Origin of the sequence: Lysobacter sp. TAB13 (assembly GCF_052113885.1) — a bacterium.
Taxonomy (GTDB): domain Bacteria; phylum Pseudomonadota; class Gammaproteobacteria; order Xanthomonadales; family Xanthomonadaceae; genus Lysobacter; species Lysobacter gummosus.
The window spans coordinates 1-23,380 of the sequence record NZ_JBFRDR010000031.1 but is presented as its reverse complement, the minus strand read 5'-3'; the positions used below and the strand labels follow the sequence as shown (position 1 = coordinate 23,380).

General features: G+C 66.4%; 16 protein-coding genes and 1 pseudogene. 7 read left to right on the top strand and 10 right to left on the bottom strand.

Annotation, left to right across the window (positions count from 1 at the left end; translation table 11 throughout):
* Positions 1-70: 70 nt before the first annotated feature.
* The 5 genes from AB4Y92_RS23535 to grxC all read right to left on the bottom strand — a co-directional run bounded on the left by AB4Y92_RS23535 (position 71) and on the right by grxC (position 4,345).
* Positions 71-1,423 carry a Na+/H+ antiporter NhaC family protein gene (locus AB4Y92_RS23535; protein ID WP_441821838.1) on the bottom strand — a complete coding sequence of 451 codons (1,353 nt, stop codon included), beginning with the start codon at positions 1,421-1,423 and terminating at the stop codon, positions 71-73.
* Positions 1,424-1,879: 456 nt separating this feature from the next.
* Complete coding sequence (locus AB4Y92_RS23530) at positions 1,880-2,116, bottom strand: hypothetical protein (RefSeq protein ID WP_441821837.1); 237 nt, start codon at positions 2,114-2,116, stop codon at positions 1,880-1,882.
* 259 nt (positions 2,117-2,375) lie between these two features.
* Positions 2,376-3,389, bottom strand: a complete 1,014-nt coding sequence (locus tag AB4Y92_RS23525) for an isocitrate dehydrogenase (RefSeq protein WP_057942317.1) — start codon at positions 3,387-3,389, stop codon at positions 2,376-2,378.
* A 276-nt stretch (positions 3,390-3,665) separates the two neighbouring features.
* Positions 3,666-4,067: a carboxymuconolactone decarboxylase family protein gene (locus AB4Y92_RS23520; RefSeq protein ID WP_441821836.1), complete on the bottom strand. Its 402-nt coding sequence runs from the start codon at positions 4,065-4,067 to the stop codon at positions 3,666-3,668.
* The gene (gene grxC / locus AB4Y92_RS23515) at positions 4,064-4,345 is read right to left on the bottom strand and encodes a glutaredoxin 3 (RefSeq protein ID WP_441821835.1); all 282 of its coding nucleotides are present in this window, start codon (positions 4,343-4,345) and stop codon (positions 4,064-4,066) included. The genes AB4Y92_RS23520 and grxC overlap by 4 nt, the downstream gene beginning before the upstream one ends.
* 363 nt (positions 4,346-4,708) lie before the next feature.
* Between grxC and AB4Y92_RS23510 the strand changes: the two genes are divergently transcribed.
* From AB4Y92_RS23510 to ppx, 5 genes and pseudogenes are all read left to right on the top strand, one after another.
* Positions 4,709-6,346, top strand: coding sequence for a M48 family metalloprotease (locus AB4Y92_RS23510; RefSeq protein ID WP_441821834.1), 1,638 nt, complete (start codon positions 4,709-4,711; stop codon positions 6,344-6,346).
* Between the two features lie 564 nt (positions 6,347-6,910).
* Entirely contained in the window at positions 6,911-7,618 is a 708-nt protein-coding gene (phoB, locus tag AB4Y92_RS23505) for a phosphate regulon transcriptional regulator PhoB (protein WP_057942314.1), read from the top strand.
* A 9-nt stretch (positions 7,619-7,627) separates the two neighbouring features.
* A pseudogene (gene phoR / locus AB4Y92_RS23500) lies at positions 7,628-8,938 on the top strand (phosphate regulon sensor histidine kinase PhoR); the annotation flags it as partial.
* A gap of 126 nt (positions 8,939-9,064) precedes the next feature.
* Entirely contained in the window at positions 9,065-11,149 is a 2,085-nt protein-coding gene (gene ppk1, locus AB4Y92_RS23495) for a polyphosphate kinase 1 (RefSeq protein WP_441821833.1), read from the top strand.
* 15 nt (positions 11,150-11,164) lie between these two features.
* Complete coding sequence (gene ppx, locus AB4Y92_RS23490; RefSeq protein ID WP_441821832.1) at positions 11,165-12,694, top strand: exopolyphosphatase; 1,530 nt, start codon at positions 11,165-11,167, stop codon at positions 12,692-12,694.
* 22 nt (positions 12,695-12,716) lie between these two features.
* Here the strand turns inward: ppx and AB4Y92_RS23485 are convergent, their stop codons facing one another.
* The 5 genes from AB4Y92_RS23485 to AB4Y92_RS23465 form a co-directional block, all read right to left on the bottom strand.
* Positions 12,717-14,432: an AMP-binding protein gene (locus tag AB4Y92_RS23485; RefSeq protein WP_441821831.1), complete on the bottom strand. Its 1,716-nt coding sequence runs from the start codon at positions 14,430-14,432 to the stop codon at positions 12,717-12,719.
* 111 nt (positions 14,433-14,543) lie between these two features.
* Complete coding sequence (locus AB4Y92_RS23480; RefSeq protein ID WP_441821830.1) at positions 14,544-16,304, bottom strand: peptidoglycan-binding domain-containing protein; 1,761 nt, start codon at positions 16,302-16,304, stop codon at positions 14,544-14,546.
* 30 nt (positions 16,305-16,334) lie between these two features.
* A complete protein-coding gene (locus AB4Y92_RS23475) occupies positions 16,335-17,015 on the bottom strand; it encodes a hypothetical protein (RefSeq protein WP_441821829.1) in 681 nt (226 codons plus the stop codon).
* A gap of 426 nt (positions 17,016-17,441) precedes the next feature.
* The gene (mdoH, locus tag AB4Y92_RS23470) at positions 17,442-19,361 is read right to left on the bottom strand and encodes a glucans biosynthesis glucosyltransferase MdoH (protein ID WP_441821828.1); all 1,920 of its coding nucleotides are present in this window, start codon (positions 19,359-19,361) and stop codon (positions 17,442-17,444) included.
* The gene (locus AB4Y92_RS23465; protein ID WP_441821827.1) at positions 19,358-20,878 is read right to left on the bottom strand and encodes a glucan biosynthesis protein; all 1,521 of its coding nucleotides are present in this window, start codon (positions 20,876-20,878) and stop codon (positions 19,358-19,360) included. Before AB4Y92_RS23465 ends, mdoH begins: the two co-directional genes overlap by 4 nt.
* A 236-nt stretch (positions 20,879-21,114) precedes the next feature.
* On the opposite strand from AB4Y92_RS23465, the gene AB4Y92_RS23460 reads away from it, so the two are divergent.
* On the top strand, positions 21,115-22,305 hold the full coding sequence (locus tag AB4Y92_RS23460; RefSeq protein WP_386791061.1) for a glycosyltransferase family 4 protein: 1,191 nt from the start codon (positions 21,115-21,117) through the stop codon (positions 22,303-22,305).
* Positions 22,302-22,853, top strand: a complete 552-nt coding sequence (locus tag AB4Y92_RS23455; RefSeq protein ID WP_057942307.1) for a phosphatase PAP2 family protein — start codon at positions 22,302-22,304, stop codon at positions 22,851-22,853. Before AB4Y92_RS23460 ends, AB4Y92_RS23455 begins: the two co-directional genes overlap by 4 nt.
* Positions 22,854-23,380: the final 527 nt, after the last annotated feature.

The window sequence follows — 23,380 nt, the reverse complement described above, 5'->3', positions numbered from 1 at the left end:
AAGCCCGGCGATGCCGGGCTTTTTTGTTCTTGCATCAATTCGCAAGGAGCATTCGCGCTTACGCGAACATTCAATTCACCGCCGCAACCGCCTCGGCCTGCTTGCGCTTCCGCGAAGGCCAAAGCATCGCCATGATCGTCACCCCGCCCAGCAACCAGCTGTAATGCACGTTGCCGACCAGTTCCAACGGCGAGACCTTGCTCAGCGACGCCGCCAACAGAATCTGCGCGCCGTACGGCAGCACGCCCTGAGTCACGCAGGCGAAGATGTCGAGCACGCTGGCCGCGCGCGCCGGCGGCACGTCGTGCTGTTGCGCCACATCGCGCGCCAGGCCGCCGCTGATCAGGATCGCCACGGTGTTGTTCGCGGTGAACACATCGGTGGTCGCCGACAACGCGGCGATGCTGATTTCGCCCGCGCGCCGGCTGCGATGGCCGCGCGCGAACTTGCCGATCACCCGCGCCAGCCACGCCAGTCCGCCGGCGGCTTTCATCAGCGCGCCCAGGCCGCCGACCAGCAGCGACAGCAAGGTGATCTCCACCATGCTCTCGAAACCGTCCCAGATATGCGTGGTGTAGGCGGCGAAACCGAAGTCCTCCGCGAAGAACACGCCGAACAGTCCGGCGATGATCAGGCCGATGCTGAGTACGATGATCACGTCGATGCCGGCGATGGCCAGGCCGAGCACGACCAGATACGGCAGGATCAGCCATGGCGACACCGGATCGGGCGTCTGCACCGGCGCGGTTTCGCCCAGGAAACCCAGCAATACCAGCGTGCCCAACGCAGCCGGCAGCGCCAGCTTGAGGTTCTCGCGGAATTTCTCCCGCATCGTGCAGCCCTGGGTGCGGCTGGCGACGATGGCGGTGTCGGAGATCACCGACAGGTTGTCGCCGAAGGTCGCCCCGCCGATCACCGCGCCGAGCACCAGCGCGCGATCCAGGCCGGACGCGTCCGACACGCCCAGCGCGATCGGCGCGACCGCGGCGATGGTGCCCATGGACGTGCCCAGCGACATCGAGATGAAACCGGCGACCACGAACAACGCCGGCAACAACAAGGCCGGATGCACGTTGCCGACGCCGAGCGAGACGATCGCATCGACCGCGCCGATCGCCTTGGACACTTCGACGAAACCGCCGGCCAGCAGAAAGATCAGGCACATCAGCACGACGTTGTGATCGCCCATGCCGTTGAGCAACGTCTCCAGCGGCTTGATCCCGCGCCGCCAGGCGATGAACGCCGCCAACGCCAGCGCCGGCAGGATCGCCACCGGCGCGTGCAGTTGGTAGAACCCCATCGCATCGCCCTGCGCGGTGAAATACAGCCCGGCGCCGAAGAACAGCGCCAGGAACAGCAGCAGCGGGGTCAGCGCGAGCCCGCTCGGGGACAGGGGCGCGCCGGACTGGGACGGTTGATTCATCGCTTCATCCGAATGGATTCGAAAACCGTGCGATTTTGCAGTGCAGCATGGCGTGTGTCGAGTGCCGGGGGTGGAATGCAGTGTGGGGGAGGCTGCGGGTTTCTTGTGGGAGGGAGCTTCAGCCCCGGCGCTTGTCTTGCGGTTCTCGGCGTTCGGGCCGGAAAGCGTAGGGGCTGAAGCTCCCTCCCACAGAGGCCTCGCGGCAGCGCCAGGGCATTGAAACTGAACGAGCCGGCCCTCCCGCCGGGCTGCCCGCCATCCCGAGCCTGCTCAGGGCCCGCGACCAGGACCACGACGCCGCGAACCTCGGCATTCTGAAAAAAAACCCGCCCAACCGCGCCGACAAGTCCGGCGCGCGCGATCGAAGTCCCCACAAACGAAACAGGGCGCCCGAAGGCGCCCCGTCCAAACCCCGCGACGGCCCAGGCTGGTTCGCCCGGGCGCTGCCGCGCGCGCTCAGATCACGATCGTGCAGCGGCCGCGGTTGTCGCAGATCGCGTACAGCTGCCACACATTGTCGTCGCACAGATAAATCCGCGAGCTGCCGTTGGGCGCGGTTTCCGTTACCCGTTGGCCCTGGTTCGCCGCGGTGCAGGTGCCCGGCTTCGGAATCGCGGCGACCGTGCCGGCGGCGCTGAACAATGCCAACGCCAACAGTGCGAGCGCCTTGACCTTCATTTCCCTGGTCTTCATCGATACCTCAATGCGAGATGGCCGCCGCGAGGGAACCGTCGCGATGCAGCACGCGGACGTGCATCGACGGCCATTCGAGCAGTGGACGGCGTCCTGCCGAACTTCGCCGCCGAGCCTAGCACCGGCCCCGCATCGCGGCCTCGCCACCTGGCCGCTCGTACCGCGCAGGCCGTGCGCCGGCTCGCAAAAACGAAACGGGGCGCCTGCTGGCGCCCCGTCGTCGATCGGATCGGGCTAATCGCGCCCTGCCGGGCGCCGCTTATGCCGCCGCGCGGCTCGCGATCGCCTTGGCGAACGACATCGTGTTGCCCTCGCCGCCCAGGTCCGGGGTCAGCGAATCCTTGGCTTCCAGCGTGGCGATGATGGCTTCGCGCAGCTTGGTCGCCTTCTCCGGCTGGCCGAGGTGGTCGAGCATCTGCGCCGCGCCCAGCAGCAAAGCGCAGGGATTGGCGATGCCCTTGCCGGCGATGTCCGGCGCCGAGCCGTGCACGGCTTCGAAGATCGCCGCGTCGGTGCCGATGTTCGCACCCGGCGCCAGGCCCAGGCCGCCGACGAGGCCGGCGCACAGGTCGGAGATGATGTCGCCGAACAGGTTGGTGGTGACGATGATGTCGAACTGCTCCGGACGCATCACCAGCTGCATGCAGGTGTTGTCCACGATCATCTCGTTGCACTGGATGTCCGGATACTGCTGCGCCACTTCGCGCGCGGTCTTCAGGAACAGGCCCGAGGTCGATTTCAGGATGTTGGCCTTGTGCACCACGGTGACCTTCTTGCGGCCGGTCTTGCGGGCCAGGTCGAAGGCGTAGCGTACGATGCGCTCGGAGCCGCGGCGGGTGATCTTCTGGGTCAGCAGCGCGGTCTCGCCGTCTTCCGACAGCGACTGGCCTTCGCCGATGTAGGCGCCTTCGGTGTTCTCGCGCACGGTGATCAGGTCAACGCCGCTCGGGAAGCGCGACTTGGTGTTCGGGAACGACTTGGCCGGACGCACGTTGGCGTACAGGTCGAAGCGCTTGCGCAGTTCGACGTTGATCGAGCTGAAGCCCTCGCCGACCGGCGTGGTCAGCGGGCTCTTGAGCGCGACGCGGGTCTTGCGGATCGAATCCATCGTCGCCGCCGGCAACAGCTCGCCGTGCTTTTCCAGCGCGACCAGACCGGCGTCGGCGAACTCGTAGCTCAGACCGAGGTTCATCGCGTCGAGCACGTGCAGGGTGGCGTCCATGATCTCGGGGCCGATACCGTCGCCACGGATGACCGTAATGGTTTGCGTCATGAGGGAATTCTTCCAGCGTTAGGGCGGCGCGCGCCGAGGGCGCGGCGCGCAAAAGTGTGAGCGTTAGCCCCCTAATTATGCCGGAAGCGGCTCCCCCCTGCATGCGCAGACGTACTGAACCGGCCCCGCCGGCGCTCGATCGGCCCGATTCGGCGCAGCCGCGGGTGCGATCCGGACAGGTCCGGGCGGCCATCAGCCCCGGCAGGCGCGGCCTGCCGCCCAGGTCGTCGGTGAGGTGCGCGGTCGCGGCTTGCGTCGCGACCGCGCAAAGGCCGTTCAGCCGTGGTCGTGCCCGGCCGGCGCGGCCGCTTCGCCCTGTTCGAGCTTGTCGAGGAAATCCACCGCGCGGCGCATGTGCGGGATCACGATCGAACCGCCGACCACCAATCCCACCGAAAACGCTTCGAACATTTCGTCGCGATTGACCCCGGCTTCCTTGCACTGGGCGACGTGGTAGCTGATGCAATCGTCGCAGCGCAGCACCATCGATGCGACCAGGCCGAGCAATTCCTTGGTCTTCACGTCCAGCGCGCCGGGCTGGTAAGTCTGGGTATCGAGCGCGAAGAAACGGCGCACGACCTGGTTCGGCTCAGCCAATATGCGTTCGTTCATGCGCTTGCGAAATGCGGTGAACTCGGCGACGCGGTCTTTTTCGCCGCTGTCCTCGGCGCCGCTCATGCCGCGCCTGCCAATAAAGGTTCCAGCCCGCCGGCGCGATGCAGCGCCATCATGTCGTCGTAGCCGCCGACATGGGTGTCGCCGATGAAGATCTGCGGCACGCTGGTGCGCTTGGTCGTGGCGACCATTTTCTCGCGCTCGGCCGGGTCCAGATCGATGCGTACCTCGCTCCAGGTCTGGCCTTTGCTCTTGAGGAAATTCTTCGCGGCGACGCAATACGGGCAGATCGCGGTGGTATAGATCACGATCGAAGGCGTCTGGGGGGCGGTGTCGCTCAAAACGGTTCTCCTGCCTGAAACTTACGGGTGGATTCGCGGTCGAATATGGGCGCGCGTTCGGGCAGTTTAAAGCGCGTGGGTGGAACGCAGTCCGTTGCCGCGCAATACGCCGGCGTCGGGTGCGCGCAGCAGGGCCGGCGGGCGGCCCGGGGCAAGCCTGGGGGCGGGATTAACGGCATGTTCACGCCACCGATCGCGCCGGCCTGCATCCTGCCAACGCCTGCGCCGCATGCCCGGGTTCGCCGCCGCGTCCAACCGGTTCACCCGTTTCGCCGTTTCATGCGTTAGTTCAGATCCTCGATCCAAGCAGCCGGCCGCAACACCGCCGGCTCCGCACCGCCCGCTCGCCCCAAGGAATTCCGCTTGCGCCGCATCGCCCTGCTCACCGCCGCTGTCACCTTCGCCCTCGCCAGCGTCTGCGCGAGCGCGCAGGAAAACAAACTGCCGGACATCGGGTCCTCGGCCGCGGAACTGCTGACGCCGGCCAAGCAGCGCGAATACGGCTCGATGATGCTGGCGCAGCTGCGCCACTACGATTACCTGCTCGAAGACCCGCTGATCGACAGCTGGCTCGACACCCTGGGCACGCGCCTGGCCGCCAACAGCGACAAGCCGCGCCAGCCTTTCACCTTCTTCATGCTGCGCGAGCGCCAGATCAACGCCTTCGCCACCCTGGGCGGCTACATCGGCGTCAACTCCGGGCTGGTGCTGACCGCGGAGAAAGAAGACGAGGTCGCCGCGGTGATCTCGCACGAAATCGCCCACGTCACCCAGCAGCACGTGCTGCGCGGGGTCGAGCGCGCGCAGCGCGATCAGTTGCCGATCCTGCTGGCGATGCTGGGCGCGATCGTCGCCGCCCAGTCGGCCGGCAGCAATTCCAACGACGACGCCACCATGGCCGCGATCACCTCCGGCCTGGGCCTGATGCAGCAGCGCCAGATCAACTACACCCGCTCCAACGAGTCCGAAGCCGACCGCATCGGCATCCAGACCCTGTCGCGCAGCAATTACGACACCACGGCCATGGCCGATTTCTTCCAGCGCATGCAGGTGGTCTCGCGCAGCAACGCGGCCAACTGGTACGGCGAAACGCCGGACTATCTGATGACCCACCCGGTCACCACCACCCGTATCAGCGAAGCCAAGGAACGCGCCGAACAACTGGCGAACAAGAACAGCCTCACCGCGGTGACCTCCACGCCTAACGCGGTGCGGGTCGAGCGCATTCCCAAGGCGCCCTTCACCCTGCCGCCCAACGCCGCCGGCACCGACAACCCGCTGTTGCCCAACGGCCTGAAGCTCAACGATCAGGCGCTGAGTTCCGGCGGCACCGGCGTGTTCGACTACGCCCGCGAGCGGGTCCGGGTGATGAGCGCCAACTCGCCGCGCGAAGCGGTGCGCGAGTACGAAAAACTCGGCGGCGACAGCGACGCCAAGCGCTACGGGCTGGCGCTGGCGCGGATGCGCTCCAACCAGACCGCCGCGGCGATCGCCAGCCTGAGCGAGCTGCTGCAGAAGCACCCCGACCAACTGTGGCTGAGCCTGGCCCTGGGCGAAGCCGAGGCCCAGGCCGGCAAGATCGCCGCCGCCGACGCCCGCTTCGAGGCCCTGCTGCGCCAGACCCCGAACAACCGCGCCATCGCCCTGACCTACGCCAAGGTGCTGACCGATCGCTCCACCCCGGCCGCGGGCCAGCGCGCCCAGGCTATCCTGCGGCCGCTGTTCGGCCCGTACAGCGACGACCCGCTGCTGCAGCAGACCTTCGCCCGCGCCTGCGAGATCGCCGGCGACACGATCCGCGCCGGCGAGGCCTATGCCGAAGCCGCCTACCTGCGCGGCCGTCCGGAGCAGGCCCTGGTCCAGCTGAACACGCTCAAGCGCAAGCCCGACCTGGACTACTACGCCCGCGCCCGGATCGAGGCGCGTATCGCCGCGATCACCCCGACCGTGCTTGAACTTAAGCGGCAGGGTGTGCGGGACGAAGACCTGAAGCGGCAGTAGGGCCTGGGGCAAATCCCCCGCGCCGCCGGGTCGGCCGGACCTCCGCGCAATGCAAGGCGCTAGCCCCCTTTTTCAAAGGGGGCAGGCATTTACGCACGCGCTCTACGGCTACTTGCGTGCCCCCGGCCTCCCACGCCCCACCTATCGGGTTCCCCCCTTTGAAAAAGGGGGGCCAGGGGGGATTTGCTCTTGCCCCCACTGTCACGATTCCGCCCTCAACCCGCGCAACCAACCGCCCAATTTTTCAAAACGGGCAAAATTTCAGTCCCAAGTAACCGACGACACCCCCGCCCGCCATCGCCGCATGCCCCACCCCTGCCATCGCGATGTCATCAGACCGCCAAACTCCCGCGGAGCCGATAACGCCGCCAACGACGGCGAAAGCGCCCCCAACCACTGCGGAAGCCCGTCAGCATTGGCGGCGTACGGAAACCTTTGCACAGTGGCGCCACATCGCAATAACGACAATGCCGCCCACCCTATGTCATGGAGTAGTCACAAAACGGTAGTGTACTGGCGCGGCTTCAAGGACGAACCCTTTCCGCCTCCTCCCCCGGTGACCGTGTGCAGAAGCGCATCCTGATAGTCGAAGACGAACCCGCCATCCGCGACATGGTGTCCTTCGCCCTGCGCAAGGGCGAATACGACCCGGTGCACGCCGGCGACGCCCGCGAGGCCCAGGCCGCCATCGCCGACCGCGTCCCCGACCTGATCCTGCTCGACTGGATGCTCCCGGGTACCAGCGGCCTGGAACTGGCCCGGCGCTGGCGCAAGGAATCGCTGACCCGCGAAATCCCGATCATCATGCTGACCGCGCGCGGCGAAGAGAACGACCGCGTCGGCGGCCTCGAGGCCGGTGTCGACGATTACGTAGTCAAGCCGTTCTCGGCGCGCGAACTGCTGGCGCGCATCCGCGCCGTGCTGCGCCGCTCGCGCGAAGACGACGAAGACGGCAGCGTCGGCGTCGGCCCGCTACGCATCGACGGCGCCGCCCACCGCGTGTTCGCCCAGGGCGAAGGCGGCGACCAGCCGGTGCAGATCGGCCCGACCGAATACCGCCTGCTGCATTTCTTCATGACCCACCCCGAACGCGTGTACTCGCGCACCCAGTTGCTCGATCACGTCTGGGGCGGCAGCGTCTATGTCGAAGAGCGCACCGTGGACGTGCACATCCGCCGCCTGCGCAAGACCCTGGAGCCGCATCGTCTCGACGGCATGGTCCAGACCGTGCGCGGCGCGGGCTATCGTTTTTCTGCCTCACTCGCCGCGTAAGCTGGGGGTATGCCGCCCCGCGCACGCTCCGCCTGGTTCCGCACCCTCGGTCAGCTGGCCCTGATCCTGGTCGGCGCGGCCGTGCTCGGGGTTCTGGTCGGCTATCCGTGGCCGATCGTCACCGCCGCCGCGCTCGGCGTGGTCGCGTGGCATTACTGGCGCCTGCGTCGGGTCCTGATCCGGCTGACCGCGCGCCAGCGCCTGACCCCGCCGCTGGGCGAAGGCATCTGGAACGAACTCGACCGCCTGCTGCACCGCAGCCAGGCCGAAATGCGCGGGCGCAAGCGCCGCCTGATCGAAATGCTGCGCGCCTACCGCGCCGCCGCCGCGGCCATGCCCGACGCGATCGTGGTGGTCGAGCGCAACAGCCAGCGCATCCAGTGGTTCAACGAAGCCGCGACCGGGCTGATGGGCCTGCGCTATCCGCGCGACATCGGCGCGCCGGTGGTCAATCGCCTGCAACCGCTGCAGTTGGCGCACTGGCTGGCCTCGGGCCGCAACGCCGAGCCGCTGGAAGCCGCCTCGCCGTGGAATCCGGCGATCACCCTCAGCCTGCGCCTGATCCCCTACTCGGAAAACCTGTGGCTGCTGGTCGCGCGCGACGTCAGCCGCCTGCTGCAGCTCGAACAGATGCGCCGCGACTTCGTCGCCAACGTCTCGCACGAACTGCGCACGCCATTGACCGTGGTCCACGGCTACCTGGACATGCTCGATCCGGAAGAACACCCGGACTGGGCGCCGATGCTGGCGGAAATGCAGCGCCAATCGCAGCGCATGACCCAACTGGTCGAAGACCTGCTGACGCTGTCGCGCCTGGAATCGCAGGACAGCCTGCCGGCGGAAGAAACCGTGTCGATGTCCTCGATGCTGTCCACGCTCAAGCGCGAAGCCAATGCGCTGAGCCAGGGCCGGCACGAGATCGCCATGGACGACCTGGCCGGCGTGGACCTGTTCGGTTCCAACAAGGAACTGCACAGCGCGTTCTCGAATCTGGTCGGCAACGCCATCCGCTACACCCCGGCCGGCGGCACCATCCGCATCCGCTTCCGCCCGGAAAGCGCCGGCATCGCGCGCGGCGCGGTGCTGGAAGTGGTGGACAGCGGCTACGGCATTCCGGCCGCGCACCTGCCGCGCATCACCGAGCGCTTCTATCGCGTCTCCACCAGCCGTTCGCGCGAAAGCGGCGGCACCGGCCTTGGCCTGTCGATCGTCAAGCACGTGCTGCACCTGCACGGCGCGCGGCTGGAGATCGCCAGCGAAGTCGGCCGCGGCAGCACCTTCGCCTGCCATTTCGGCGTGGACCGCATCCGCCGCCGCGATGCATACAACGAAGGCTTCGCCGATACTGGCCCCGACGCCGCGCATCACGCGGATTTACAGCAAGCCCTGCAGCATCCCTCCGATTGACCCGTTGAACAGACCGCACAGGATCGAAGCAGCCGCGCCATGAATGCGATGACGGAAACCACGCTCGACACCGATCCGCTGCGCGACAGCTCGCTGTACTTCAACCGCGAACTGTCGCAGCTGGACTTCAATTTCCGCGTGCTGGCGCAAGCCCAGGACCCGCAGGTGCCGCTGTTGGAGCGGCTGAAGTACCTGTGCATCTCCTGCACCAACCTGGACGAATTCTTCGAGATCCGCGCCGGCACCCTGCGCCACGCGCAGGACCTGGGCCTGGCGCCGGGCCCCGACGGGCTGGCGCCGCAGACGGTGCTCTCGCGCATCCACGACCGCGCCGCCGAGCTGGTCAAGGCGCAGTACGAATGCTGGAACGACGTGCTGCGCCCGGCGCTGCAGGAATCGGGCGTGCGCGTGCTGGGCCGCAACTCCTGGAACGCGCGCCAGACCCGCTGGCTGCGCGCGTATTTCCGCGACGAGATCATGCCGGTGCTGTCGCCGCTGGGCCTGGACCCGGCGCATCCGTTCCCGAAGATCCTCAACAAATCGCTCAACATCGTCGTCGTGCTCAAGGGCAAGGACGCGTTCGGCCGCGCCGGCAATCTGGCCATCGTGCGCGCGCCGCGCTCACTGCCGCGCATCATCCAGCTGCCGGAGAACGTTTCCGGCGGCAAGCACGACTTCGTATTCCTGTCCTCGGTGCTGTCGGCGTTCGTCGATGAGCTGTTCCCGGGCATGGAAGTCAAGGGCGCGTACCAGTTCCGCGTCACGCGCAATTCCGAATTGCTGGTGGACGAAGAAGAAGTCGACAACATCGCCCTGGCGCTGCGCGACGAGCTGATCGGCCGCGGCTATCTGCGCGCGGTGCGGCTGGAAATCGCCGAGCAGTGCCCCAAGCCGATCGTGCGCACGCTGCTGGAAAATTTCGATCTGCCCGAGAACGCGGTGTACCGCATCAACGGCCCGGTCAATCTCAACCGCGTGATCCAGGTCTACGATCTGGTGCAGCGCCCGGAGCTGAAATTCCCGCCCTACCAGCAGCGCGTGCTGCCCGGCGTGGAGACCTTGTTCGACACCGTCGCCGACGGCGACGTGCTGTTGCACCACCCCTTCGACTCGTTCGCGCCGGTGCTGGAACTGATCCGCCAGGCCGCCGAAGACCCGAACGTGCTCGCGATCAAGCAGACCCTGTATCGCGCCGGCAAGGATTCGCCGATCGTCGAACAACTGGTCCAGGCCGCGCGCAACGGCAAGGACGTGACCGTGGTGGTCGAGCTGCGCGCGCGTTTCGACGAAGAAGCCAACCTGGGCCTCGCCGACCGCCTGCAGGAAGCCGGCGTGCAGGTCGTGTACGGCGTGGTGGGCTACAAGACCCACGCCAAGATGCTGCTGATCGTGCGGCGCGAAGGCCGCAAGCTCAAGCGCTACACCCACCTGGGCACCGGCAACTACCACAGCGGCACCGCGCGCGCCTACACCGACTTCGGCCTGATCACCGCCGATCCGGATATCGGCAACGACGTGCACATGATCTTCCAGCAGCTGTCCGGGCTGGCGCCGTCGCTCAAGCTCAAGTGCCTGCTGCAATCGCCGTTCACCCTGCATGCCGGCGTGCTCAAGCGCATCGACCGCGAAACCAAGCACGCGCGCGCCGGCAAGCCGGCGCGCATCGTCGCCAAGATGAACGCCCTCAACGAGCCGCAGGTGATCCGCGCGCTGTACCAGGCTTCGCAGGCCGGCGTGCAGATCGACCTGATCGTGCGCGGCGCCTGCACCCTGCGCCCGGGCGTGGAAGGCGTGTCGGAGAACATCCGCGTGCGCTCGATCGTCGGCCGCTTCCTCGAACACCACCGCGTCTACTGGTTCTCCAACGACGGCGCGCCGGACCTGTTCTGCTCCAGCGCCGACTGGCTCGAACGCAACCTGCTGCGGCGCGTGGAAACCGGCTTCCCGATCCTGGATTCGGAGCTGCGCGGGCGCGTCTACGAAGAAGCGCTGGCCAACTACCTGGCCGACAACCTCAATTCCTGGGAGCTGCAGTCCGACGGCGAATTTCTGCGCCTGAGCCCGGCCGAAGGCGCGATGCCGCACTCGGCACAGTCCACGCTGTTGGCCAAATTGTGCGGATGACCCAAACTTCCGCGCATGAATAATATTTTCCCGACCACCCGCCTGCCGCTCCAGGACGGCGACCTGCTCGCCGCCGTGGATCTGGGCTCGAACAGTTTCCACATGGTGGTCGCGCGGTACGTGTTGGGCCAGCTGCGCACGGTCGATCGCCTGCGTGAGACCGTGCGCATGGCCGAAGGCCTGGACCGCAAGGGCGGGCTGGCGCCGGAAGTGCGCCAGCGCGCGCTCGACTGCCTGTCGCGCTTCGGCCAGCGCATCCGCGACGTACCGCCGCAGCACGTGCGCGCGATCGCCACCAACACCGTGCGCCGCCTGGCCGCGCCGCAGGCCTTCCTGATGCCGGCCGAATCGGCGCTGGGCCACGCCATCGAAGTGGTGTCCGGCCGCGAAGAAGCGCGCCTGATCTACCTGGGCATCGCCCATGCACAGCCGTCCAAGCCGGGCGAGCGGCGCATGGTCATCGACATCGGCGGCGGCTCCACCGAATGCATCATCGGCAGCGGCTTCGAGGCGATCGAGCGTGAAAGCCTGCAGGTCGGCTGCATCGCCACCACTCGCCGCTTCTTCGAGAACGGCAAGCTGACCAAGAAGAAATGGCGCGACGCGCTGACCGAGGTCTCGGCCGAGTTCCAGCAATTCGCCGGCACTTACCGCGCGCTGGGCTGGCAAGAGGCGCTGGGATCTTCCGGCACCAACAAGGCCATCGGCGAAATCTGCGCGGCGATGAAGCTGACCAAGGGCGCGGTGACCGCCGAAGCCCTGCCGCTGCTGCGCGACCGCCTGTTGCAGGCCGACCGCATCGAGGCCATCGACCTGCCCGGCCTGTCCGCCGACCGCCGTCCGGTGATCGCCGGCGGCATCCTGATTCTGGAAGCGGCCTTCAACGTGCTGGGCCTGCAGCGCATGGCCATCAGCAAGGCGGCGATGCGCGAGGGCGTGCTGTACGACATGCTCGGCCGCGGCGGCGCCGACGATCCGCGCGACGCGGCGGTCAAGGCGCTGGTCAAGCGCTACGGCATCGACGAACAACAATCCGCGCGCGTGGAAGCGACCATGCTGCGCTTGTTCGACCAAGTGGCCAAAGCCTGGCAACTGGACGCCGACGACCGCCTGATGCTGATCCGCGCCGCGCGCCTGCACGAGCTGGGGCTGGTGATCGCCCACAGCCAGTACCACGTGCACAGCTCGTACGTGATCGAGAACTCGGACATCTCCGGCTTCTCGCGCCAGCAACAGCAGTTCCTGGCCGCGCTGGTGCGCACGCACCGCCGCGGCATTCCCAAGAACGCGTTCGAGGCCCTGCCCGATCGCCTGCTCGCCGCGGTGCGGCGCAGCTCAGCGCTGCTGCGCCTGGCGGTGCTGCTGCATCGCGCGCACGAATCCGATCCGATCCCGCAGCTCGACGCGCACGCCGACGGCAACACGCTCACCCTGACCGTGTCCAAGCGCTGGCTGGAATCGCGACCGCTGGTGCGCGCCGACCTTGAAGGCGAGCCTCAGGACATGGCCGGATTGGGCATCGCGCTGAGGCTGCTGGCGGCTTGAGGCCGCGCGGACGCGGCGGCGCTCAGCCGTCGCTCGCGGCCGCCGCCAATCGCTCGATCATCCGCTCGCGCATCAGGAATTTCTGCGGCTTGCCGCTGATCGTCATCGGCAGGCTATCGACGAACTCGATGTAGCGCGGAATCTTGTACTGGGCGATACGGCCCTGGCAGAACGCGCGCACGGCCTCGGCGTCCAGACTCGCGCCTTCGGCGACGCGGATCCACGCGCACACTTCCTCGCCGAACTTCGCATCGGGCACGCCGAACACCTGCACGTCGGCGATCGCCGGATGGGCGTAGAGGAATTCCTCGATCTCGCGCGGATACACGTTCTCGCCGCCGCGGATCAGCATGTCCTTCAGGCGGCCGACGATATGCGCGTAACCGTCCGCGTCGATGACGGCCTGATCGCCGGTGTGCATCCAGCCCTCGCGGTCGATGGCTTCGGCGCTGCGCTTGGGATCGCCCCAATAGCCTTGCATCACCGAGTATCCGCGTGTGAGCAACTCGCCGATCTCGCCGCGCGGCACGGTGTCGCCGTGGTCGTCGACGACGCGCACTTCGACATGCGGATGCACGCGCCCGACCGAATCCACCCGCCGCGCCAGCGGGTCCTCCGGCACGGTCTGGAAACTGACCGGGCTGGTCTCGGTCATGCCGTAGGCGATGGTGACTTGCTGCATGTGCATGCGCTCGACCACCTGCTTCATCACCTCGATCGGACAATTCGAACCGGCCATGATCCCGGTGCGCAGGCTCGACAGATCGAACTCGGCGAATCGCGGATGTTCCAGTTCGCCGATGAACATCGTCGGCACGCCGTGCAGACCGGTGCAGCGCTCTTCGGCGACGGTGCGCAAGGCGACCAGCGGGTCGAACCCTTCGCCAGGAATCACCATGCAGGCACCGTGGGTGACGCAGGCCATATTGCCCAGAACCATGCCGAAGCAGTGATAGAACGGCACCGGGATGCACAGCCGGTCGTGTTCGCTCAAGCGCATCGCCTCGCCGACGAAGAACCCGTTGTTGACGATATTGCGATGAGTCAGCGTCGCGCCCTTCGGCGCGCCGGTGGTGCCGGAGGTGAACTGGATGTTGACCGCGTCGTCCGGCGACAACAGCGCCGCCACCTCTCCCAGCCGCGCATGCGCATCGGCATCGTCGCAGGCGGCGACGGCGTCGAATGCGTGCGTGCCCGCGGGCGGCTCGCCCGCGCCCATCGACAGCACATGGCGCAGGTCAGGCAATCGCCGCGACCGCAACAGACCGGGCGGATGCTGATCCAACTCCGGCGCCAGTTCGCGCAACATCTGCAGATAGTGCGAGGTCTTGAACGAAGGCACGATCGCCAGCGCCCGGCACGCGACCAGATTCAAGGCGTATTCCAACTCGTGAGTGCGATACGCCGGATTGATGTTGACCAGGATCAGGCCGACTCGCGCGCTGGCGAACTGCAGCAACACCCACTCGGCGCGATTGAGCGACCACACGCCGATGCGATCGCCCGGCGCCAGGCCCAGCTTGAGCAGCCCCGCGGCCAACCGGCTGACCGCCGCATCGAACGCGCTCCAACTCAGCCGCACGCCCTGCGGCGGCACCACCAGCGCCTCGCGCTCGGGCCAGGTCGCGGCCACCCGCGCGAGCATCGCGCCGATGGTTTCCTCCAGCAGCGGCGGCGCGGTGGCGCCGACGACATGGCTCAGTGCGGGGTCTGGTGCGGAGGAGAGGTCATGGCTCATAACGCAAGGATATCCGTGCCCGTCGTCGTTGCGCTCGCTGATTCGTGACTCAGCTCAAGAACCGCTTCGCCAGCGGCGCAAGCGGATCACCCGAACCGCATCCATCGGCCGTTACATGCGTGGCCCCTGGCTGGGATCGTCCGGCGAGCGCTGTGTCGCCTGCTGATCGCGCTGTAGATTGAACGCCTGCGTTTCCCGCAAGGTGTCCTGCATCGCCGGAGGCGGCTCGGTAGCCGATACGCCGGTGTGATAGCCCGGAACGGTACCGCCCACCCACAGCTTACCTTCGGCGACCCCGACCGGCCCCACGCGATCCGCGTCCGGAATGCCGTTGCGCTTGGCGGCCAACATCGCCCACGCCACGGTTTCGTCGGACACCGTCCCCGGTGCGCCCGCGCGGATCTTCGCGAACATCGCATGGTCTTCTCGCGACAACTGCGACACGTCCGCAGTGGTTTCGCGTTTCGCCGGTTCTGTCATGGGAGCCGACTCTGTAGGCGCAGGCGTTGCCGCATTCGATACCCCACCCGGTCCACGCGCATCAGCCCCCGCCTGCGGATCGATCTTCGCACCGAGATTGACGTTGGCGGCGAAATCCCGCGTCGCAAGGCCCTGAAGCTGATCCGTCGCGCGCTGGATCAACGCCAGCCCGGCTTGCGTATTGATGGCAGTCAAAGTCTGCCGATCGGCGACGCCGTTGGCTTGTTCTGTTCCGTGCCACAGTTGAAATGCCTGCACCGCACGCTGCGTATCGGGCCCGAATACACCGTCCGGCTTGAGCGGGCTCTTGACGCGGTCGTTGATGCCCAACTGGATCAGGCTTTCTTGAAGTCTCGCGACCTCGGGACCGCGCTCGCCGATTTTCAGTATGCCGTCTGAGCTCGCATCCTGTGCGTGGCGCTCATACACAGGAGCTCCGGCCCCACGGAGATAATTCGGGAGACCGTGGCCGTCGGTCTGCATCCAATCGCTCCGAGATCCAGGCGGTTGGAATTTTTGCATCTCATGAAACGGGCCGGCGACGTTAACGCTCACCTGTATGGCATTGAGAGTTGCCGCGTCGGCGGTACCCGAAGGCAAGATCCCCTGCTGACGCTGAAAGGCGGCGACGGCGTCATGGGTGTTTCGACCGTAATGGGCATCGGCGTCAAGAGCGCGCCCTTGGCCATCGGTAACGCCAAGTCGGTTCAGATTCTCTTGCAACACACGAACATCGTTGTTGCGGTCGCCCAGGCCGAGCGCGCGAGGATCGGAAATCGCATAAGGAATCCCTTTCCATTGCGCCGCGGAGGCTTCGCCAACGGCAACTTGCTGCCAGGCCGCATCAGGCGACATGCCCTTTTCGATGCTGGCCTTGTATTGCTCCCGCATCGTATCCAACGCCACACCGACTTGGGCAGCGGTTGTGTGCATCCTGTTGCCGTGCTTTTCATAGAGCGCGTATACATGCCCCGGGTTGTCGGGGTCTTCCACGCTCGCCCACTCCAGGCAGGCCGCCTTTTGCGCCCCGCGCAGCGTGGCGCCCTCCTCGCCGACTATGTATTTGTAGATGTTCGGACGCTTCACCTTGATCAGGTGATCCGCGAACATTCTTTCTTGATTTTCCGGCGTGTATTTTTCCGCGGGATCCACGCCCAACTCTCTAACCGTCGCCCGCATGGTATCGGGGATGACCTGATACTTCCCGACCGCGAACAACCGGTCCGGATCTCCGGGCGCAAGCGACTGCCTGCGCATGATCTCCGCTACCGTCATTTGCCCAAGATCGATCGACTGATCTGCGCCGACTATCCGTCCTCCCGCCGTGCCCTTGTTGTAGGAGTTGTAGTCGCCTTCGCCCTTGCTGATCAGATCGCCCAATACATTCGTCATTCTCACACCTCCTTGTGGCCACCGCGAAAGCTATTTGGCTGTCAGTTTCCACTCTTGGACGATGGGCTCGGACCCGTCCTTTCTCAGTCTCAGGATGTCTCCGTAGGCCTTGATGTCCAACTTGGCGCCATGACCGGAGAAGGTCATATAGCAATAGCCATCATTGGTGCAGGCTTCGATTTCCCTGAATTCCTTGCAGGTGTTGCAGGCCTCGGACGTAGCAGGGGTTTCGCAAGTTTTTTTGTAGTCGTCTCCGACCGTCAATAGCAGGCACTCGTCCAGATTCGCGTCCGGCTTCCAGCCGCCGGCCATCAGCAATTTCCGGAAAGGCCCATACGCCATGCCCTGTTTGTATTGCGGCCCGAGCGATTCGATCTTTTCCGTTCGCCCCGACACGACCGCGGCCGGCTGAGGTTGGACCGCGGGTTGAGAGGCTTCGCAGCCGTTCAGTCCGGTCATCATCACGGCTATGGCGGCAACATCGCGCAGCTTCATGGTGTCGTTCTCCGTTAATCCGTGATCCGAGGTCGAATTCGAACGCGCTCTTGCAGGCCTGCGTTTTGTCTGCCCCTGCAAATCGCTCGGCAGCGGCGGCCCAAGTTCACGCCTGGTCCGCTCGTTGCTGATAGCGAGGTCCCGCAACAACGAGACATCGCGGGCCCATTCGATGCGGCCGCCGCTCGGCCCGCGCGTTCGCTCGGCATTGCTCATCGACGCTCCCTGTCTCGCTGATTCCATCGCGCATCACACAAGTGCGAGTTGGACCCATCAACGGCCAACCGTTGCCGGATGATTCTGCGTTGCCAGTCGTACCGTCAAGTGGCGACGGCAGTTTCGATCAAGGAGATGCCGATTTCTTCATGAGAAAAGATGCTTGCAGATCACTAACCGCCAGCCTACTTTTTCAAGAATGAGTATCGATGACGCGAATTCTAAGCACTGAAAGCACATCGTGCCTCAAGCAAATGAGGCCGGTATTTTCGGTAGGCCGAGCGGAACTTTCCGGAACAAGACTCGCGCGGCCATGCGCGGCGCAACGCACGGTCACGCCTCGATGTAAACAGGGTTTTGGCGCAAGCGTATCCAGATATCGAGGCGGCATTCGCACTCGTCGCCGCATCGACGGCGACGAGTGCCTCAACTCGAAGACCGTTGCGCCGCCTCGATCCGCAACTGCTTCGCCCGCACCAGCACCGGCGGCGGGGTGATTTCTTCCGGAATGCGGAAGATGCCGATCTTGCGCAGCCATTGGCCCGGGGCCTTGGCCGAGGTGAAGGCGACCACGGGGATCGAGATGACCAGGCCGATGATCACCGGCGACATCCACGCCGCCAGCGGCGGCGAGATCACGTAGGCCATCGCGCCGATCATCAGGCCGAACAGGGTCAGGCCGCCGTAGCTGCGGATCAGGCCCGACAGCGGCAGGCTGCCGTCGTCGCGACGCTGCGATTCCCAGCCCGAGTCCTTGCCGGCCAGCACCTCGGCCACGCCGCGCGATTGCACGTACATGGTGATCGGCGCCATCAACGCCGCCAGCAGGGTTTCGAAGATCATGCTGATGAAGGCGCGGATCGCGCCGCCGCAGCCGCGACGGGTTTCGCGATCGGTCAGCATCGCCAGGAAGGCCATGAACTTCGGCGCCAGCAGCACCGCCATGGTCGCCACGAACACCCACAGCACGCGGTCGGGATCCTGGTCGCGCCAGTACGCGCTGGGCGAGAAACCCGGCAGGCGGATGCTCTGCCACTTGAAGTAATCCACCCGGTCCAGCGGAATGATCAGGCCGACCAGCATCAGCATCGCCCACATCGGCGCGGTGAAGTAATGGCCGATGCCCATGGCCATGTGCATGCGGCTGATCCAGTGCAGGCCCTTGGCCGAAACCACCGCGCCGTGCTGCAGATTGCCCTGGCACCAGCGGCGGTCGCGCACCAGCATGTCGGTCAGCGACGGCGGGCCTTCCTCGAAGCTGCCGACCAGTCCCGGCACCATGTGCAGCGCCCAGCCGCCGCGGCGCATAAATGCGGCTTCGACGAAATCGTGGCTCAGCACGGTGCCGCCGAAAGGCTTGTAACCGCGCAGCTCCGGCAGGCCGGCGTGATCGGCGAAGGCCTGGGTGCGGATGATCGCGTTATGGCCCCAGTAGTTGCTTTCCGCGCCGTGCCACCAGGCGATGCCGTAGGCGATCACCGGGCCGTAAACGCGCCCGGCGAACTGCTGCATGCGCGCGAACAGGGTCTGGCCGTTGACGATCATCGGCAATGTTTGAATCAGGCCGACGTCGGCGTTGCGCTCCATCGCCCCGGACAGCTTCACGATGACCTCGCCGGTCATCAGGCTGTCGGCGTCCAGAATCAACATGTGCGGATAGGCCGAACCGAAGCGCCGCACCCATTCGGAAATATTGCCGGCCTTGCGCTCGGCGTTGTTCTTGCGGCGCCGGTAGAAGATGCGGTCGTGCCCGCCGGTGCGGTCGCGCAAGGCGTTGAACGCGCGGATTTCGGCCTGGCGCACCGGTTCCTTGGTGGTGTCGCTGAGGATGAAGAAATCGAAACGGTCGAGCTGGCCGGTGGCGACGACGGACTCGTAGATCGCCTGCAAGCCGGCCATCAACCGCTCGGGGTCTTCGTTGTAGGTCGGCATCAGCAGCGCGGTGCGCTGGTGCAGTTCCGGCAACTCGCCGCCCTGCTTGAGGCCGAAGCGCCAGCGCCGCCGCGACAGGATCAGGATGAAGCCGGCGAACGAGCTGGCGAAGGCCAGCGCGATCCAGGCGAACAGGGGCACGAACAACACCAGCAGCACCGCTTCGAGCAGGCTCAGACCGCCGACGTAGAGCACGCGCAGGATGTGGTACGCCGCCACCAGGGTCAGCACCGCGGCGCCGCCGATCACGTACAGGCGGCGCCAGGCCATGGCGTTGGGCGCGCTCGGCAGGCGGCCTTTCGGACGCTCGCCCACGCGCAGCGATTGCACCGGCATCGCCATCGGCGATTCCGGGGGCAGCGCCTCGTATGGCACGGAGGTCGGTCGTTGCGGGGGAGCGACAGTTGCGTTCATGCAGTCCAACGATAAAGCCAGGTTTCGGAAAGGGGACCGGCGCCGTCTTCCAGCACCGCGCGCAATTCGACCGTGCGCGCATCCCCAGGTTGCAGTTCGAACGATACGCGCCATCCGCCGGTGCCGGGGTTGGCATGCGCGACGGCGTTGGCGATTCGGCCCGCCGACGCCCACACCACCGCGCGCGGCACGGCGTCGGCGGCCAGTTTAGACAGGCCGCCGCCTTCCAGGTCGATCACCACCAGCCGCGCGCCGTTGCCGCCGGCGCCGATGCGGGTGCGCGCGACCGTCGCCAGCGACGGGGTCCAGGCATGCCTGGCGCACCAGTGCAGACGGTAGTCGTAGCGATGCTCGCGCCCGGCCGCCAGCGGCGCGCGCGGGCGCCAGAAGGCGACGATGTTGTCCTGGTATTCGTCCTTGGTCGGGATTTCGATCAGATGCACCGCGCCCTCGCCCCAGTCGCCGACCGGTTCCACCCAGGCGCTGGGACGGCGTTCGTAATGCGCCTCGCTGTCGGCGTAATCGGCAAAGGCGCGCTTGCGCTGCATCAGCCCGAACGCGCGCGGGCGGCGATCCTGGAACGCGCTTTCCTGCAGGCTGGGCGGATTGTGCAGCGGCCGCCAGATCTGTTCGCCGGCGCCGTTGTGCATCGCCAGGCCGTCGGAATCGTGCACGGCGGGGCGGAAATCGTCGATGCCGACGCGATCGGTCGCATCGAAGTGATACATGCTGGTCAGCGGTGCGATGCCGACGCTCTGTAAGGCCACGCGCGGATACAGGCGCAGTTGCGTATCGAACACGGTTTCCACGCCGGGCGTGATCACGAAGCGCAGCGCGCCGGCCACGCTCGGACTGTCCAGCAACGCGTGCACGACGATCTGCTTCGCGCTCGAGGCCGGCTGTTCGATCCAGAACCCGGTGAAGGCCGGAAATTCTTCGCTGTTGCCGGCGCCGGTGTTCAGCGCCAACGCGCGCGCGGACAGGCCGTACAGCAGGTTCTTGGCGACCGCGCGGAAATAGCTCGCGCCCAGGAATGCGCAGACCTCATCGAAATAATCCGCGCGGTTGATCGGCGCATGCACGCGGAAACCCGCGAAGCCCAGATCGTCCTGCGCCGGCTTGGGCGCATTGCCGAAGCTGAACATCTTCGGCGTATACACCACCGGCACGGCGACGCCGCCGCGCACCACGTGCATGTCCACGCGCTGTTTGAACAAGAACGCGCGGTGGAAGAACTGCAACTGGAACGGCAGCCGCTCGGACTTCCACAGCGCCTGCGCCGGGTCGAAGCGGATGTCGCGCCAAGTGTCGTACTTGATCCGCGCCAACGCTTCGGGCAGATCCGCCTCGGCCGGCCGATAGGGCTTGGCCGCCAGCGCGCGCGCCAGCGCCGGCACGGTGTCGGCGGCGAACGCCTGACCCGGCCCGGTCGCCGCCCAGACCGTTCCCAGGCCGCCGCCGGCCAGACCGGCCAACGGCAGGCTGAGCCCCGCCTTGAGTATTTCGCGTCGCTGCAAGCGCGCACCTTCGGATTGGATAAACCGGGCGATTGTAGGGACCGGCTTGTTAACACTCCGGAATATGCGCGGCCCGGCGCGCTATTGACTCAGCAAAGATCAGGCCGTTTTCGCCGCGATTGCGTGACCGGATCGAATGAAAACGGTTACCCGGACCTCGGTCATCCGCGCGTCATCCCGCCGCAACCGCCAGGACATGGCGCGCGCCCAGGATTGCTCAAACCCGGAGCCGCGCAATGCGCTACGCGATCGTCACCGAGACCTACCCGCCGGAAATCAACGGCGTCGCCCTGACCGTGCAAGGTCTGGAGCGGGGTCTGCGCGCCCGCGGTCATCAGGTCGATCTGGTCCGTCCGCGCCAGGACGCCGACGGCGGCGGCGACGGCGAGGCTCACGAATTGCTGGTGCGCGGCCTGCCGCTGCCGCGTTACCCCGGCCTGCGCTTCGGCCTGCCCTGCGCCGGCCGCCTGATCCAGGCCTGGAAGCGCGACACCCCCGACGCCATCTACGTCGCCACCGAAGGCCCGCTGGGCGGCTCGGCGTTGAAGGCGGCGCGGCGTTTGGGCATTCCCGCCGCGACCGGCTTCCACACCCGCTTCGACGAATACATGCGCGACTACGGCGCGCCGTTCCTGGTCGGCACCGCGCTGGCGTGGATGCGCCGCTTCCACAACGGCGCCGACGCGACCCTGGTGCCGACCCGCGAGCTGGCCGAGTTCCTGCGCGCGCGCGGCTTCGAAGACGTGGTGCGGCTGCCGCGCGCGGTCGACACCGAACTGTTCGACCCGCGCCGCCGCAGCGCCGCGCTGCGCCGCGAATGGGGCCTGGACGACGACGGCTTCGCCGCCATCTATGTCGGCCGGATCGCGCCGGAAAAAAATCTCGACCTGGCCGTGCGCGCGTTCCGCGCCTTGCAGCAGCAGCGCCCGCAGGCGCGCTTCGTCTGGGTCGGCGACGGCCCGGCGCGGGAAAAACTGCAGCGCGACAACCCGGATTTCATTTTTTGCGGACTCAAGCGCGGGCAAGTGCTGGCCGAGCATTTCGCCAGCGGCGATATGTTCCTGTTTCCCAGCCATAGCGAAACCTTCGGCAACGTGACCCTGGAAGCGATGGCCAGCGGCGTGCCGACGGTGGCCTTCGACTACGGCGCCGCGCACGAGCACCTGCGCGACGGCCTGCACGGCGCGGCGATCGCCGACGGCGACGACGCCGGCTTCATCCGCGCGGCGGCGCGCATCGGCAGCCAGGACGCCTTGCGCGCGGGAATGTCCCGCGCAGGCCGCGAAGCGATCAGCGGCCTGCGCCCGCAACAGGTCGCGGCCGATTTCGATGCCCTGCTCCACGGCCTGGCCGAGCGCAATGCGACTGGCCGCGGCACGTTACGACGATTGAACGACGAAACCAAACCCAAGCAGGAGGTCTTATGAACCGGTTGCCTTTGCGCAAACGTCTGATCGCCGGCGAATCGGGTTGGTGCCTGCGCGCCAATCGTCTCGGCGAACGCAGCAGCTCGCGCGCTTACTTCGCCGCGGTCAGTCGCCTGGGCGACGGTGTGTTCTGGTATGCGCTGATGGCGGCGTTGATCCTGGTGGACGGTTACGACGGCCTGCGCGCGTCCGCGCACTTGGCGGCGACCGGGGTGATCGCATTGGCGCTGTACAAGTTGCTCAAGCGCTGGACGCGGCGCCCGCGTCCGTTTGCGTCCGATCAACGCATTCATGCCTGGGTCGCGCCGCTGGACGAATTCAGTTTCCCGTCGGGGCATACCTTGCACGCGGTCGCTTTCAGTCTGGTGGCGATGGCGCATTACCCGGTGCTGGCTTGGCTGTTGATTCCGTTCACGGCGAGCGTGGCGGCATCACGGGTGGTGCTTGGGTTGCACTACCCCAGCGATGTCGTGGCGGCTACGGTGATCGGCTCTACCTTGGCCGGGTTTTCGTTGTGGCTGGTGCCGGGTGTGTCTTTGTTCGGCTGAGAGTTGCTGGTCGGGCAGTCACCACGTTTCGATTGGCTTTGGCCATAAATAACACTTGAACTTGCAAAAGCAGCGGCGACCTTGCCGCTGCTTTTTTGGTTTTGCGTGCGCGCGTGCGTTTGCCAGCTTTGCTAGCGCCGCTGCCCTTGCCCTTGCCCTTGCCCTTGCCCTTGCCCTTGCCCTTGCTCTGCCGTTGCCCTTGCTCTGCCGTTGCCGTTGCCGTTGCCGTTGCCGTTGCCGTTGCCGTTGCCAAGATTCTGCTTCGCTTCGCCTTTGCTGTTGCCGTTGCTGGGCGCGGCTAGTAACTCGCGAGACCAGGGACACCCGGAGGGCGGCGCACATGGACGTGCGCCGGGTGCCACCTTGGGCAGGATGCCCAATGTGGCACCTGCCTGCGCAAGCTACGCACTCGTGGCTTTTGACTCGAAACAGCCCAAAGCGTTTTCTTTGGTTACTTTCTTTGTCGCTTTGGACAAAGAAAGTGACCCGCCGCTTTATGGCGGAAGCGTTTAGCGTTTGATCTTGCT

Coding starts and splice junctions, on each gene's coding strand:
- AB4Y92_RS23535 (WP_441821838.1), bottom strand. CDS start 1,423: ATGAATCAACCGTCCCAGTCCGGCGCGCCCCTGTCCCCGAGCGGGCTC.
- AB4Y92_RS23530 (WP_441821837.1), bottom strand. CDS start 2,116: ATGAAGACCAGGGAAATGAAGGTCAAGGCGCTCGCACTGTTGGCGTTG.
- AB4Y92_RS23525 (WP_057942317.1), bottom strand. CDS start 3,389: ATGACGCAAACCATTACGGTCATCCGTGGCGACGGTATCGGCCCCGAG.
- AB4Y92_RS23520 (WP_441821836.1), bottom strand. CDS start 4,067: ATGAGCGGCGCCGAGGACAGCGGCGAAAAAGACCGCGTCGCCGAGTTC.
- ppk1 (WP_441821833.1), top strand. CDS start 9,065: ATGAATGCGATGACGGAAACCACGCTCGACACCGATCCGCTGCGCGAC.
- ppx (WP_441821832.1), top strand. CDS start 11,165: ATGAATAATATTTTCCCGACCACCCGCCTGCCGCTCCAGGACGGCGAC.
- AB4Y92_RS23485 (WP_441821831.1), bottom strand. CDS start 14,432: ATGAGCCATGACCTCTCCTCCGCACCAGACCCCGCACTGAGCCATGTC.
- AB4Y92_RS23480 (WP_441821830.1), bottom strand. CDS start 16,304: ATGACGAATGTATTGGGCGATCTGATCAGCAAGGGCGAAGGCGACTAC.
- AB4Y92_RS23475 (WP_441821829.1), bottom strand. CDS start 17,015: ATGAGCAATGCCGAGCGAACGCGCGGGCCGAGCGGCGGCCGCATCGAA.
- mdoH (WP_441821828.1), bottom strand. CDS start 19,361: ATGAACGCAACTGTCGCTCCCCCGCAACGACCGACCTCCGTGCCATAC.
- AB4Y92_RS23460 (WP_386791061.1), top strand. CDS start 21,115: ATGCGCTACGCGATCGTCACCGAGACCTACCCGCCGGAAATCAACGGC.
- AB4Y92_RS23455 (WP_057942307.1), top strand. CDS start 22,302: ATGAACCGGTTGCCTTTGCGCAAACGTCTGATCGCCGGCGAATCGGGT.